Raw genomic sequence first — 14,111 nt, forward strand, 5'->3', positions numbered from 1 at the left:
CGACGACGAGCCGAAGGGTCCCGCCCTACGTGACGGTGATGCGGATCGTGGTCCCCTCGGGCTGCTCGCCCGTCGGGCTCTGCCCGGCGACGAGGCCGAGGACTGCGGCGCCGAAGGTGTAGTCCACCTGCACGGTGAACCCGGCGTCCTCCAAGGCTGCGACGGCGCGTTCCTCCGTCAGCGAGAAGACACTGGGGACCCGCACCATGCGCGGGCCCCGGGACAGCGTCAGGGCGACGGCCGTACCCCGCTGCACCTCTGTGCCGGCCGGGCTCTGTGCCAGCACCGCCCCGGCGGGCACGGTGCGGCTGTACTCCGGCGTGTCGCTCACGGTCGCCTCGAGTCCGGCCTGCTCCAGCGCGGCGATCGCCTCCTGCTCGGTGAGGCCCGTGACGTCCGGGACCGCGATGGGCGCGGGACCCAGGGAGACGACCAGGTCGACCGGAGCGTTCCGGCGGCGCTCGGCTCCCTCCTCCGGGCTCTGGCGGAGCACCAGTCCTGCCGGCACCGTGTCGTCGTACTCCTCGTCGAGTGCTCCGACCGCCAGGCCTGCCGCCCCGATCCCGGCGGCGGCGTCGACACCGGTCCTGCCGACGAGGTCGGGCACGCGGAACAGTTCGGGGCCTTTCGACACGATGAGTTCCACCCTCTCGAAGCGCCGCACCGGGGACGACGCCGTGGGGTCGGTGGCGATGACCAGGCCCGCCAGCACGGACTCGGAGAAGACCTCGTCGGTGGTCAGGGAGGCGAAGCCCTCCTCCTTCAGCGCGGCGCGTGCCTCCGCGAGCGGGACGTCGGCGACATCGGGAAGCGAGACCAGGCCCGCCGGTCCCGAGCCGAACAACCAGCCGGCCCCGGCGACGAGTCCGGCGAGCAGGACCAGCAGCACCACGAACACCCGCACGGAGCGTCGCGCGGTACGCCCGAGCAGGGCTTTCTGCGGCCGTTGCGCCTGCCGCGCCTGCTGCCGTCGGGTGAGGGCACGAGCCGTGCTCCCGGCATGCCGGCCGTCGGGGCCCCCGGTACCGCGCACGGCGGCGTGGGCATCGTGCTCCGACCCCGCCGGGCCGGAGAGGCCGTGGCCCGGCAGGGTGGCCTCGGCGTCGACTCCCGGTCGTATCACCTGTGTCATGTCCGTCGCCGGCCGGACCAGCGGTGCACCGCCGGGCGCCCCTGCCGCGGACGCCGCACCGGGAGCCGGCGGGGACGACGGCGGGCGTCCCGGCATCGCCCCGAGCACGCGGGTGGCGTTGCGGTCCGGCTCGATGACGCTCGTGCGGTTGTCCTCGCGTCCCCGGGCGGGCAGTACTCCGGTCCACCCCGCGGTGTCGTCCCGCTCGTCCGCGCCCGCACGCGCGGACCACGACAGGGCCTCGGTCCGTGCGTCTCCGGACGGGAGCCGGGGGATGACGGCAGCCGTCAGCTGGTCCTGTCCCGGATCCGGTGCGGGCGCGTCCGGGGACGCAAAGTCCAGTTCCCCGTCGCTGAGGGTCGCCCGGATGTGCCGGAGTTCGCCGAGGAGGGCGGAACCGTCCACGGGCCGGTCCTCCGGGTCGCGCGACGTGCACCACTGGACGAGCTCGTCGATGTCCGCGGCCAGTCCGGGAAGGAGGAGTGACGGTGCGGGCACGTCGGACTGGGCGTGCTGGATCGCCACCTGGATGGGCGTCTCGCCCGTGAAGGGCTGCCGGCCCGTCAGGAGTTCGAAGAGCATGATGCCCGTCGAGTAGATGTCGCTCTGCGCTTCCGCAGGTCTGCCGAGGACAAGTTCGGGTGACAGGTACGCGGCCGTGCCGACGAGGGTCGCGGTGCCGGTGGTGGCCGAGACCGCACGGGCGAGGCCGAAATCGGCGATCTTCACTTGTCCCGCGTCGGAGAGGAGTACGTTCTCCGGCTTCACGTCGCGATGGATCAGGCCGGCCTCATGGGCCGCCGCCAGTCCTTCGACGACGGCGTCCAGCAGCTGCAGCGCCTCCCGCGGGGGCAGTCGCCCGCGGTCCCGCAGGACGTCCCGCAGGGTCCTTCCGGGAACGAACTCCATGACGAGGTATGCGACGGGTTGCCCGCCCGCGTCGTCGACGCCCTGGTCGAGGACGCCCACCACGTGGGGGTGCGACAGGCGGGCGGCCGATTTCGCTTCCTGCTCGAACCGGTCGATGAAGCCGGGTTCCTCGGCGAGGTGCGGGTACAGCACCTTGAGCGCCACGCGGCGGTCGAGCCGGCGGTCGGTGGCCAGGTAGACGGTGGACATGCCGCCACGGGCCAGCCGCGAATGGACGATGTAGCGTCCGTCGACAGTCGTGCCCTCGAGCGGGTCCTTCCGATGCTGGTGCACCCTCCGATCCTAGACGGGTGCAGCCGGAGGGGGCGGGACCACCACGCGATCCCGCCCCCTCCCGCCGGCCTGCCGGAAGGCCTACCGGAAGTTCTTCTGGTGTGCCTTGATGGCGGCGACGTAGTGCTTCGTGTCCTCGAACATACCCCTGGTCTGCACCGAGTACTGGCCCTGGTAGTAGGACGCGATGGCGATGTCCAGTGACGGGCTGGTGCGTACGAGGGACCGGATGATCGCGATGCCTGCCGTCGCGTTGTCGTACGGATCCATGAGGTTCAGCTTGCGGCCCACGAGCTCGCTCGCCCACTGCCCGGAGGAGGGGATGACCTGCATGGTGCCGATGGCGTTGGCAGGGGAGACCGAGCGCTGGTTGAAGCTGGATTCCTGGAAGGCGAAGGCCAGGGCGAGGCTCGGCTCCACGCCCATGGAGCGGGCGGTGTCCGCGACGATCTGCTTCATCTCGGCCGGTGACGGCGCCGGCAGGGAGTTGAGCAGCGCCTTGTTGGCGTTCGCGTCGGCGACGACCCTGTCGGGGTACTGGTAGCCGAGGAAGGTCGACGGCACGAGTCCCCCGGGAGCGGGCGCGGGAGCAGGTGCGGCACCCTTGGCCGGGATCGTGAGCTTCTGCCCGGGGTAGATGATCGTGGAGGTCGTCATCCTGTTGGCGGTGAGGAGGTTGTTCAACGCCACGCCGTGGCGGGAGGCGATGGCCCCGAGGGTGTCGCCCGCCCTGACGGTGTAGGCGCCCGACGCCGGCGCGGGGGTCGGAGCAGCAGCGGGAGGGGTGGCCTTCGGTGGCGTCGGCTGCGCCGCGGCGGTGCCGGACAGCTTCAGCACCTGCCCGGGGTGGATGATCGACGACATAGACAGGTTGTTGGCCTTCAGGAGTGCAGTCAGGCCCACCTTGGTGCGCGAGGCGATGGCGCCGAGGGTGTCGCCCGGCTTGACCGTGTAGGTGCCGCCGGCAGGGGCTGGGGCAGGGGCTGGGGCAGGGGCGGGAGCCGGTGTCGCCGCGGGTGCCTTGCCTCCGAGGCCGAGCTTCTGGCCGGGGTAGATGATCGAGGTCATCGAGAGCTTGTTGGCGGCCAGGAGGCTCTGCAGGCTGACGCCGTTGCGGGCGGCGATGGCCCCGAGGGTGTCACCGGGCTTGACGACGTAGGTCGTCGCGGACTGCGGGGCGGGGGCGGTGGGAGCCGGCTTGGCCGTCGGGGCGGTGCTCCCGGTCAGCTTGATCTTCTGCCCGGGATAGATGACGGTGCGCGCGTCCATCCGGTTGAGCTTGAGGACGGCGTCCGTGGAGAGCCCGTACCGCTTGGAGATCGCGCCGATCGTGTCGCCCGGCTTGATCGTGTAGCTGCTGGGCACGGTCTGCGTCACGATGGCGATCTTCTGCGCGGGGACCTGGCTCGCGACGAGGGCCGCGGGCACGATGGAACGGGCAGGAACGGGTGTCACCGTCGCTCCGAGGTGCCGTGCGGTGGAAGCCTGCGGGGCGGGTGCTGCCGTCGCCGGTTGGGCGAGGGCCACGGAAGAGAGAATCACCGCGGGCAGGGCGGCGGTGGTCACGGCGACGTTCAGGCCGCGTGGGCTGGCGCCGACGGCCTTCCTGCGGGTGCCGTTCAGCGGTGCTTTCGATCGCTGGGCAGTCATTGTTCGTTCCTCGTCTGTTGGCGGCTGAGTCCGCGCGGACGCACCTGCCCGGAGGGGTGCTCGGAACCGGGCCGGTGCACGTGCTGGTGATGCTATTGAGTCACCTGTTGATACTGTTACTTGTGTGACTCCTGTGAATTTACACGAAATGCGGTGTAGCACAAGAGCCGAACAATAGGCGGCACAGACGACTGTCGGCGTGTCGGGTCCCGTCGTAAGACGTATCGCCTGGATACGCGATCCGCGGGGGCGCTGTCCGCCGACTCGCCCGAGTGGAGATGGCTGCTGGAGCATGGCACCCTTGAACGGTGACTGAACTCGAACAACTCGTCCCGTCCTGGCTCAATCTCCCCGAGGTGGCCGAGGCCCTCGATCTGCCGATCACCAGGGTGCACTCGCTCATCAGCGACAGGTCGCTCGTCAGCGTGCGGATCGGCGACCGCAACGTCCGCAGCGTGCCGGCCGAGTTCCTCGTCGACGGCACCGTCCTGGACAGCCTGCGGGGGACCGTCGTCGTCCTGGCCGATTCCGGCTACGGCGACGAGGACATCATCCGCTGGCTCTACACCGAGGACGAGACTCTTCCGGGCCGCCCCATCGACGCTCTGCGCGAGGGGCGGAAGACCGAGATCCGCCGTCGCGCCCAGGCAGCCGCCTGGTAGGCAGGAACTAGGCGGAGGCATCCCTCCGCAGGGGTCACGCGGTCCGCGTGACCGCCGCCTCCGCGAGCAGGCGGAGTGCACGCTTCGCCACCGGATCGATCGGGAGCCCGGCCAGTGCCTCGAAGGCCTCCTCGGACTTCCGCGCGATGAGGTGTTCGGTGTGGGCCAGGGCGCCGCTCCCGATGATGAGGCTCCGCAGCGCATCGACCGCGATGTCGTCAAGGGACGTATCGCCCAGCATCGCGTTGATCGACGCGCCTGCCTCGGGTCCGCTCGAGCCGATCGCGCGGGCGATCAGGAAGGTGCGCTTGCCCTCGCGGAGGTCGTCACCCGCCGGCTTGCCCGTGACCACGGGATCCCCGAACACGCCGAGGACATCGTCCCGCAGCTGGAAAGCCTCGCCGAGGGGGAGGGCGAAAGGGGAGAACGCCGTGAGCAGGGCCTCATCGGCCCCGGCCAGCGCTCCACCGAGCATCAGCGGACGCTCCATGGAGTACTTCGCGGACTTGAACCGCAGGATGTTGAGCGCACGTTCCTCGGCGACGGCCGGCGTCTGATCCGGACCGACGGCCTCCTCGAGGAGGTCCAGGTACTGACCGGCCATCACCTCGGTCCGCATCCGATTGAAGATCGTCCGGGCGCCGGTACCCGCCGTGTCGGCGCACGACGCCGTGAACAGTTCCTCGCTGAACGCGAGGCAGAGATCGCCGGCGAGGATCGCCGCCGACACGCCGAAGCGTTCCGGATCGAGGTGCCACCCCGCGTCGGCATGCCGCCCGCTGAACTGCCGGTGCACGCTGGGGCGCCCCCTGCGCGTGTCCGAACGGTCGATGATGTCGTCATGGATCAGTGCCGCCGCCTGGAAGAACTCGAGCGCGGTCCCCGCGACGACGGGCGCCGGCGAGGAGGGCGACCCGCCTGCCGCACGCCATCCCCAGTAGCACAGCAGCGCACGCATCCGCTTCCCCCCGCCCGTCAGCGTCGCGATACTCGCGATGAGGGGCAGGGATTCGTCGGAGATGGCGGCCAGGACATCCCGCTGTTCGGCCAGGAACTCCTCGATGGTCCGGGTGAGGGAGGAGCGGAACCGCTCCTGCTCGGCGGTGATGGCATCGGGAACAGGGCCGCCCTGGTCGGGGGTGGCAGGTGCGGACAGCATGGATCTCCCGGGCAGCTCGGCTGGTCGTGGTGCTCCCACTCTAACCGGCGGCGCCGAGCGGCCCTGCTGGCCGGCTACCCGCCGACCGGGCGCGGTAAGAACCTCACCGGACGGTCGGAGGCTCTCCGATGAGGACCTGTCGGTGGTGCTGCGTACGATGTGTCGGTGTCAAAGGACGAGCGGAGGACGGCGGCGGAGCACGCCGAGTGCCACATCCTGCACATCGACATGGATGCCTTCTACGTCTCCGTCGAACTCCTCGACCATCCGCATCTGCGCGGGGTGCCCGTCATCGTCGGCTCGCCGTCCGGACGCTCCGTCGTCCTGTCGGCCTCGTACGAGGCGCGCAGGTTCGGGGTCCGCTCCGCGATGCCGATGTCCGTGGCGATGCGGCAGTGCCCGACAGCCGTCATCCTGCCACCCCACCACGGACGGTACGCCGAGGTGTCGGCGCAGATCATGCGCATCTTCCGTTCGGTCACCCCCGAGGTCGAGCAGCTCAGCGTCGACGAGGCCTTCCTCGATGTCGCGGGTTCCATCCGTCGCCTCGGCGGGCCACGCGAGATCGGCGAGCAGGTGAGGGCGGAGATCCAGTCGAGCCTCGGCATCACGGCGAGCGTCGGGGCGGCCACCACGAAGTTCGTCGCGAAGATCGCGTCGACCCGGGCGAAGCCCGACGGCCTGCTGCTCATCCCCGGGGACCAGACCGTCGCGTACCTGCACACGCTGCCCGTCTCGGCCCTGTGGGGAGTCGGCGCGAAGACGCAGGAGGTCCTGGCCAGGATCGGCATCCGCACCGTCGAGGACGTCGCCCACACGCCCCTGTCCACGCTGAAGAGGCTGCTGGGCGCGTCGGGCGAGCATGTCCACCACCTGGCCTGGGGTCGTGACCCGCGGAGGGTCGTGGTCTCGCGGCCCGAGAAGAGCATCGGTGCGGAGGAGACCTTCTCCCGCGACATCGAGGATTCCGACGTCCTGCGGCGCGAACTCCTGAGGCTTGCGCACCGGACGGGGACGAGGCTCCGGGCTTCCGGGGTCCGGGCCGGGGGAGTCGCCCTGAAACTCCGGTACGCCGACTTCTCCACGCTCACCCGGTCGAAGAAGCTCGACGAACCCGTGGACAGCGCGAACGCGCTGTACGCGGCCGCGACGGCGCTGCTCGCCGCCCTGGGCGATCGTCCGATGGCCGTCCGCCTGATCGGACTCCGCGCCGAGTCCCTCCAGGGAGGAGGGGACGGGTCCAGCCAGCTGACGATCGACCGCAAGGACGACAACTGGCGGATCGCCGAACGGGCCCTGGACGATGTGAACCGGAAGTTCGGTGAGGCCGGCGTGGTGCCGGCGGGGCTCCTCTCCGCGAAGGGCCGCGGACGACCCGGGAACGGGTCCGGCGGACGTCCCGCTGCGCCGGATGGAGGAGGTGCGGGCGCCGGGGCCGGCGGCCCGTCCGGATCGCGCCCGGGCGGACGTGCCGGCGAGCGGCGGAACCCGCGCGATCCCGCGGCTTGAGTGCCCGATAACACTGTGCGGAGAAGCCGATCAACACCGCATTGTGACTTTGCGCCCACCACGTAGCAAACTAGTCTTTAAGTAGGTAGTCCAACTGCCGTCGAGTACGCAAATCCGCCGTCCGGAGCCTGGGGTCGCCGACCCTTCCGCCGGGAACCTGGCCCGCGTCCGGAGCGTTGGTTGGGTGGAGGAACGTTGGTACCCACATCAAGGAGGCGGTCATGGCACTCTCGGAACACGAGCAGAGGTTGCTTGATCAGCTTGAACAGCAGTTGCACGCCGACGATCCCAAGTTCGCGCACTCGATGGCCTCGGACACCCGGAAGTCGATGTCGACCCGGCGCCTGGTCATCGGTTCGCTCATCACGATCGCGGGGATCCTGGTCCTTCTCGCCGGCATCGTCTACCAGAACATCTTCATCGGGGTGGCAGGATTCCTGGTCATGGGTGCGGGCGTGTACTTCGCGACCACGAAGTCGAAGCAGGTGGAGGCAGGACAACCCATCGGCAGGCCGTCGAACGCCCCCTCGGGAGGCAAGAGCGGATTCATGTCCAGCCTCGAGGACAAGTGGGACGAGCGCAAGCGGGACCAGACCTAGCAGGACCTGCCGGAACCGGCATCGTCCGAGCCCTCGTCGGCCGGATGGAAGGAAAGAACCCGCTTCGGCGGGTTCTTTCCTTTTAAGTGCTGCTTTCCCCTGGTCGGGCAGCATGCGCCGCCGTCCTGCACCCACTTCCCGCCCAGCGGGCCTCCACTTCCCTCCACCGGATGCACCACCGCTGCCTCCGTGTCCTGCCCCGCGTCGGCGCTCGCTGCGACGGGAGTCGGAGGGCGCGCCGGGGACCGGCATGCATTGACCGGGGAGGGTTGTGGAGTAAAGTGGGGAACATAAGAGCAAGGCAGCAACGGGCTGGGCTTGGCGGACTCAGAACAGGCGGTCAGGGATGTTCCTCGGAACTCACACCCCCCGCCTCGACGAGAAGGGCAGGCTCATCCTCCCTGCGAAGTTCCGCGAGGAACTGAGCGAGGGACTGGTCCTCACGAGGGGCCAGGAGCGCTGTATCTACGTCTTCAGCATGAGTGAGTTCGAGAGGGTTCACGAGCAGATGCGGGCCGCACCGATCTCGTCACGCCAGGCGAGGGACTACAACCGCATCTTCCTGTCGGGGGCCTCGGACGAGGTGCCGGACAAGCAGGGCAGGATCACCATACCTCCGGCATTGCGCACGTACGCGGGACTCGACCGGGACCTGGCCGTGATCGGTGCGGGGAGCCGTGCGGAGATCTGGGCCGCGGAGGCGTGGGAGTCCTACCTCGACGAGAAGGAGACGGCTTTCTCGGAGACGGACGAGGATGCCTTCCCGGGCATCATCTGACCGACCAGCAGGACCAGCAGGACCAGAACGCAGTAATGACGACGCGGGTGGGCAACGTCTCTTGGATGAGATCTCCAGCCGCCGGATACGATTCGCCACCTGGCTCCACTTCCCCGGAGCCAGGCGACGACGATCCGGCCGGATGGGGGTCTGATTCAAGAAGCCGGACCCTCCTTCCGGCAGCCTGCAGGGAAACACCGACACGATGTACCACGAGCTGCAGGAGGGAGAGGCTGGATGCGCGATGACCGGCCGACGGACGAGCGACACGTCCCCGTCCTCCGCGACCGCTGCGTCTCCCTCCTCGCTCCGTCCGTGGCCTCCGCCGAAGCCGCCGGGCGCCGGGCCGTCGTCGTCGATGCGACCCTCGGCATGGGCGGCCATGCGGAGAGCATGCTGGAGCGGTTCCCCTCGGCACACCTCGTGGGGATCGACCGAGACACGGAGGCCCTCGAGCTCGCCGGCGAGCGTCTCGCCGCCTTCGCGGACCGAACCGACCTGGTGCACGCCGTCTACGACGAATTGCCCGAGGTGCTGGCCGACCTCGGGATCGACGGGGTGGACGGCGTCCTCTTCGACCTGGGCGTCTCGTCGCTCCAGCTCGACGAGCGCGACCGCGGGTTCGCCTACTCCTTCGACGCGCCGCTCGACATGCGCATGGACACGAGCAGGGGGATCACCGCGGCCGAGGTCGTGAACACCTACGCCGCGGAAGACCTGCTGCGCATCATCCGCACGTGGGGCGAGGAGAAGTTCGCCGGCCGCATCGCCACGGCGATCGTACAGGCGCGGCAGGCCGAACCCCTCCGAACGACCGCCCAGCTCGTGGAGGTGATCCGCAGTGTCGTTCCCGCCGCGGCCGCGCGAACAGGTGGACATCCGGCCAAGCGGACCTTCCAGGCGCTGCGGATCGAGGTCAACGAGGAACTGACCGTCCTCGAACGGGCCGTCCCCGCGGCCGTCGACTCGATCGTGACCGGAGGCCGTGTCGTCGCGATGTCCTACCACTCCCTCGAGGACCGCATCGTCAAGAGTGCGTTCACCGCAGGAACCCGATCCTCGGCGCCGGTCGGTTTCCCAGTGGAACTCGAGGAGCACAAGGCCTACCTCCGCTCCCTGACACGTGGCACCGAGGCGCCCACGGCAGCAGAGGTCGAAGAGAATCCGCGAGCGGCCTCGGCCAAGCTCCGGGCAGTTGAACGAATCAAAGCAGGACCCGTCGACAGGAAGAACAGATGAGCCAGGCATTGACAGTCGAGAAGCGACACGGCACTGCGGCCTTCTCCGGGAGCGGCGCGCTCGCCCTCGCCCCGGGGCGCCTGGCCGGCACGACGGCCGGCACCCCGACCGGCACGGCGCAGAAGACCCGCACCCCCCTGTCGGTGGTCCCAGCACGTCCTGCCCGCCGGAGGATGCCCCTGGCGGTCTTCAGCCTGCTCGTCCTCGGTGCTGCCCTCGCCGCGGTCCTGATGCTCAACATCTCGGTCTCCGGGACGCAGTACGAACTCGTCCAGCTGCGGAACCAGCAGGTGGCCCTCAGCCAGCAGAACGAGGCGCTCGTCCTCGAGATCGAGGGCAAGGAGGCCCCGCAGAACCTCGCGGCCGCCGCCACGAAACTCGGCATGGTGTCCTCCCCGACCTTCGGGACGATCGAGCTCGAGACGAAGAAGGTGACGGGCACTCCGGAACCCGCGGTGGAGGGCCGCAAGCCCGAGGTCCTGATCGCCGCACCGAACCTCGTCACGGAGCAGCCCGTCCCGGTGGCCGTCGAGGCGCCCCCGGCGGAACCGGTCGAGGAGACGGCCGGAGGCGACACCGGCGTCGCTGCGGACGGTTCCACGGACGGAGACGCGGGGAGCGTGGCATCGGGGACGATCCCCGGTCCCGAGCAGGCCGGCACCGACCGGTAGCAGGCGGCGCCCCAGCCGCCCGACGCACCGCCCGTACTGTCTCGACAAGGATTCCCCGTGACCCCTGCACGCATCGGCAGCCCCGACAGCCTCCGACTGGCCCTCGGGTCGACGCGCCTCCGCGTGGGACTGGCCTTCGTCCTCGTGCTGCTCCTGGTCCTCGGCGTACGCCTGTTCCAGCTCCAGGCGCTCGACCTCAACGGCATGGCGCAGGCAGGGCTGTCCAAGCGGCTCACCAGCACCGCCGTGCAGCCCATCCGCGGCTCGATCGTGGACATGAACGGAAAGTACTTCGCTCGCAGCGTGGAGCGCTACGACATCGTGGTGGACCAGCGACTCAGTGCCGTCGACGATTTCGACCGGACACCGGCCGGTTCCGACGAGCGCGAGATGGACATCCCGATGGACCAGGGATTCGCCGAGCTCTCGGCCGTGCTCGGCATCGACGCGGGAACGCTCGAGGCGTCCATCATGGGGGACAAGTCCTTCAACTACGTGGCGAAGTCCGTCACACCGGAGGTCAAGGACAGGGCACTCGCCGTCGGCATCCCGGGCGTGTACGCGGACATGACCAGTGTGCGCACCTACCCCGCCGGACCCGTGGCCGGGTCGATCATCGGCTACGTGGGCGCCGACGGTGCTCCGCGCTCCGGCCTGGAGGTGTCCCTGGACGACCAGCTCACCGGCGAGGCGGGAAGCCGCACGTTCGAGATCGGCGGGGACGGGATCCGCATCCCCTACGCCACGAACGAGGACGTGCCCGCGGTCGACGGCCAGAGCGTGCGGTTGACGATCGATCAGGACCTCCAGTGGTTCGCCCAGCAGACCATCGCCTCGCAGGTGAAGGACTACGACGCCGAGTGGGGCAACATCGTGGTCGTGGAGGCGAAGACCGGAGCAATCCGGGCGATGGCCGAGTCGACGACGCTCGACCCGAACGATCCGGAGGCGACACCCGCGGACAAGCGCAGCCCGAACTCGGTCAGTGCGTCCTTCGAGCCGGGGTCGACGACGAAGGTCATCACGATGGCTGCCGCCCTCGAGCAGGGACTGATCGAGCCGACGTCGAAGTTCACCCTGGAGAACCGTTACACCATCGGCGACCAGACGTTCAAGGACGCGTGGGAGCACGGCACGGAGAAGCGGACGGCGGCAGGGATCCTCGCCAAGTCCATGAACACCGGTACGGTGCAGATCGGCGGGAAGCTGTCCAAGCAGGAACGCTACGACTGGCTCAAGAAGTTCGGGATCGGTGAACCGCTCGGCACGGGCCTCGGCGAGGAGAACCAGGGCCTCCTCACTCCGCCCGACCAGTGGGACGACCGCCAGCAGTACACGGTGCTCTTCGGCCAGGGCCTGACGCAGACCGCGCTGCACACCGCGATGGTGTACCAGACGATCGCTAACGACGGCGTGCGGCTCCAGCCGCGGCTGATCGACGCGTACATCGACCCCGACGGCACGGAGCACGAGGTCCCCGAGGCCGAGGGCACGAAGGTGGTGTCGGAGGAGACCGCTGCGCAGATGCGGAAAATGCTCGAGACCGTCACCGAGGAGGGCTCCGGCAAGTCCGGCGAGCTCGAGCAGTACCGCGTCGGGGCGAAGACCGGCACGGCGGAGGCACCGAGCGCCACCGGCGGGTACGACGGCTACACTCTGTCGTATGCCGGGATCGCACCCATCGAGGATCCCGAGTACGTCGTCGTCATCACGCTCCAGCGCCCGCAGGGCGACCTGTACTACCTGATTCCCGGCGAGTCCTTCCAGAAGGTCATGAAGCAGGTCCTCAACTCCAACAACGTCCCGGCTTCGACGACGAAGCCGGACATCTACCCGGTCGAATACTGACCCGGAGGCAAGAGAACGTGCAATCGAACACTCCGCAGGGGAGCACGGCTTCCCTGATGCGGCCCCGCGCCCCGCGCCCGGTCGAGCTGTCCTCGGCCCTCGCCGCCATCGGCACGCTGGCCGGCCCGTCGGTACCACCGGGGCTCCCCACCGTCGCCGGCATCACCCTCGATTCGCGCTCCGTCCTGCCCGGTGACGTCTACGCCGCCCTGCCGGGCGCCTCCCGCCACGGAGCCGAATTCGCCCTGCAGGCCGCCCGGGCGGGCGCCCTGGCCATCCTGACGGACGAGGAAGGGGCCCGCCTCGCGGCCGAGACGGCGGGGGAGATCGAGCTGCCGCCGGTCGTCGTCGTCCCGGACCCGCGCCGCGCGGTCGGCCCGCTCGCCCGCGAGATCTTCGCCGGACGGTCCGAGGACGCCCCCGCGCAGCCGACCCCGACCCTCTTCGGCGTCACCGGCACGAACGGGAAGACCACGACCACCTATTTCCTCAACGCCCTCCTGGGCGCCCTGGGCAGGTCCACCGGGCTCATCGGCACCATCGAGATCCGGGCAGGCGGCGAGGCCATCCCCAGCGCGCTCACCACGCCCGAATCGCCCCAGGTGCATTCCCTCCTCGCCCTGATGCGGGAGCGTGGGCTCGCCGCGGCCTCCATGGAGGTCTCCTCGCACGCGCTCGAGTTCGGCCGTGTGGACGGAGTACGTTTCGACGTCGCGGGCTTCACCAACCTCACCCAGGACCACCTGGACCTGCACGGCACCATGGAGGAGTACTTCGCGGTGAAGGCTGCGCTCTTCACCCCCGAGCGGTGCCGGCGAGCAGTGGTGCTCGTGGACGACCCCTGGGGCCGCAGGCTGGCCGCCACGGCGGAGGTCCCCGTGCTGACGGTGCGGACCGACCCGCAGGCGGACGACCGGGACGCGCAGGCCGACTGGACGGTGACCGGGGTCGAACCGAGCGGCCTCGGCCACGCCTTCGTGCTCCAGGGCCGGACGGGCGGGCGACTGCGGATCCGCAGCGGGCTGCCCGGGACGTTCAACATCTCCAACGCCGCCCTGGCGACCGGCATGGTCCTCGCCTCGGGCGTCCCGGTGGAGGATGTCCAGCGCGCCCTGGACGACTCGGACCCCTTCACCACCGAGGTCCCGGGGCGCATGCAGCTCATCGGTGAGGCTCCCGCGGCGATCGTCGACTTCGCCCACAATCCGGACGCCCTCGAACGGACGCTGGCCTCGGTGCGCCGGCCGGGCGGCCGCGTCATCGCGGTCTTCGGCGCCACGGGACAGCGGGACGAGACGAAGCGCCCGATCATGGGGGCGGTGGGCGCACGCCTGTCCGACATCCTCATCGTCACCGACGACGACCCGCACGACGAGGACGAGGCGGTCATCCGGCGCGCCGTCCGGGCCGGCGCCGAGGCCGCGGTCCGCGACGAGGGGCTCGACTGCGAGGTGCTCGAGGTCTTCCCCCGGGCGGCTGCGATCGACCACGCGGTCGCGCTGTCCACCGTCTCCGACACCGTTCTCATCGCCGGCCGCGGCCACGAGGTGTGGCAGGAGGTGAAGGGCGTCAATCTGTCGCTCGACGATCGCCTGGAACTGCGCTCCGCGTTGACAAGGCACGGATTCTCTGTGCTTTCGACGTCCGGGATAGAGTCCTGA

At 69.9% G+C, this 14,111-nt stretch carries 11 protein-coding genes; 8 read left to right on the forward strand and 3 right to left on the reverse strand.

The window, feature by feature from the left end; translation table 11 throughout:
- Positions 1-25 precede the first annotated feature (25 nt).
- Both ACX80U_RS05240 and ACX80U_RS05245 read right to left on the reverse strand, forming a co-directional pair.
- Positions 26-2,335, reverse strand: coding sequence for a protein kinase domain-containing protein (locus tag ACX80U_RS05240; protein WP_459267662.1), 2,310 nt, complete (start codon positions 2,333-2,335; stop codon positions 26-28).
- Positions 2,336-2,416: 81 nt separating this feature from the next.
- Positions 2,417-3,985: a LysM peptidoglycan-binding domain-containing protein gene (locus tag ACX80U_RS05245; RefSeq protein WP_459267663.1), complete on the reverse strand. Its 1,569-nt coding sequence runs from the start codon at positions 3,983-3,985 to the stop codon at positions 2,417-2,419.
- Positions 3,986-4,293: 308 nt separating this feature from the next.
- On the opposite strand from ACX80U_RS05245, the gene ACX80U_RS05250 reads away from it, so the two are divergent.
- Positions 4,294-4,647: an Rv2175c family DNA-binding protein gene (locus ACX80U_RS05250; RefSeq protein WP_133081651.1), complete on the forward strand. Its 354-nt coding sequence runs from the start codon at positions 4,294-4,296 to the stop codon at positions 4,645-4,647.
- Between the two features lie 34 nt (positions 4,648-4,681).
- Here ACX80U_RS05250 and ACX80U_RS05255 read toward each other — a convergent pair whose 3' ends face one another.
- The gene (locus ACX80U_RS05255; protein ID WP_459267664.1) at positions 4,682-5,806 is read right to left on the reverse strand and encodes a polyprenyl synthetase family protein; all 1,125 of its coding nucleotides are present in this window, start codon (positions 5,804-5,806) and stop codon (positions 4,682-4,684) included.
- 228 nt (positions 5,807-6,034) lie between these two features.
- Here ACX80U_RS05255 and dinB point away from each other — a divergent pair, with 228 nt between their 5' ends.
- The 7 genes from dinB (at position 6,035) to ACX80U_RS05290 (ending at position 14,111) form a co-directional block, all read left to right on the forward strand.
- Complete coding sequence (gene dinB / locus ACX80U_RS05260; RefSeq protein WP_459267878.1) at positions 6,035-7,315, forward strand: DNA polymerase IV; 1,281 nt, start codon at positions 6,035-6,037, stop codon at positions 7,313-7,315.
- A 221-nt stretch (positions 7,316-7,536) separates the two neighbouring features.
- A complete protein-coding gene (locus tag ACX80U_RS05265; protein WP_459267665.1) occupies positions 7,537-7,914 on the forward strand; it encodes a DUF3040 domain-containing protein in 378 nt (125 codons plus the stop codon).
- Between the two features lie 346 nt (positions 7,915-8,260).
- Positions 8,261-8,692 carry a division/cell wall cluster transcriptional repressor MraZ gene (gene mraZ / locus ACX80U_RS05270; protein WP_133081654.1) on the forward strand — a complete coding sequence of 144 codons (432 nt, stop codon included), beginning with the start codon at positions 8,261-8,263 and terminating at the stop codon, positions 8,690-8,692.
- Positions 8,693-8,929: 237 nt separating this feature from the next.
- Positions 8,930-9,931 carry a 16S rRNA (cytosine(1402)-N(4))-methyltransferase RsmH gene (gene rsmH / locus ACX80U_RS05275; protein ID WP_133081655.1) on the forward strand — a complete coding sequence of 334 codons (1,002 nt, stop codon included), beginning with the start codon at positions 8,930-8,932 and terminating at the stop codon, positions 9,929-9,931.
- A complete protein-coding gene (locus tag ACX80U_RS05280; RefSeq protein ID WP_459267666.1) occupies positions 9,928-10,602 on the forward strand; it encodes a hypothetical protein in 675 nt (224 codons plus the stop codon). The genes rsmH and ACX80U_RS05280 overlap by 4 nt, the downstream gene beginning before the upstream one ends.
- Before the next feature lie 57 nt (positions 10,603-10,659).
- Complete coding sequence (locus ACX80U_RS05285; protein WP_459267667.1) at positions 10,660-12,450, forward strand: peptidoglycan D,D-transpeptidase FtsI family protein; 1,791 nt, start codon at positions 10,660-10,662, stop codon at positions 12,448-12,450.
- 56 nt (positions 12,451-12,506) lie between these two features.
- On the forward strand, positions 12,507-14,111 hold the full coding sequence (locus ACX80U_RS05290) for a UDP-N-acetylmuramoyl-L-alanyl-D-glutamate--2,6-diaminopimelate ligase (RefSeq protein ID WP_459267879.1): 1,605 nt from the start codon (positions 12,507-12,509) through the stop codon (positions 14,109-14,111).

This window comes from Arthrobacter sp. TmT3-37 (assembly GCF_054510835.1).

What these genes read in the sequence shown, in the direction of transcription:
- ACX80U_RS05245 (WP_459267663.1), bottom strand. Translation starts at nt 3,985, where the DNA reads ATGACTGCCCAGCGATCGAAAGCACCGCTGAACGGCACCCGCAGGAAG.
- ACX80U_RS05255 (WP_459267664.1), bottom strand. Translation starts at nt 5,806, where the DNA reads ATGCTGTCCGCACCTGCCACCCCCGACCAGGGCGGCCCTGTTCCCGAT.
- dinB (WP_459267878.1), top strand. Translation starts at nt 6,035, where the DNA reads ATGGATGCCTTCTACGTCTCCGTCGAACTCCTCGACCATCCGCATCTG.
- ACX80U_RS05265 (WP_459267665.1), top strand. Translation starts at nt 7,537, where the DNA reads ATGGCACTCTCGGAACACGAGCAGAGGTTGCTTGATCAGCTTGAACAG.
- mraZ (WP_133081654.1), top strand. Translation starts at nt 8,261, where the DNA reads ATGTTCCTCGGAACTCACACCCCCCGCCTCGACGAGAAGGGCAGGCTC.
- rsmH (WP_133081655.1), top strand. Translation starts at nt 8,930, where the DNA reads ATGCGCGATGACCGGCCGACGGACGAGCGACACGTCCCCGTCCTCCGC.
- ACX80U_RS05280 (WP_459267666.1), top strand. Translation starts at nt 9,928, where the DNA reads ATGAGCCAGGCATTGACAGTCGAGAAGCGACACGGCACTGCGGCCTTC.
- ACX80U_RS05290 (WP_459267879.1), top strand. Translation starts at nt 12,507, where the DNA reads ATGCGGCCCCGCGCCCCGCGCCCGGTCGAGCTGTCCTCGGCCCTCGCC.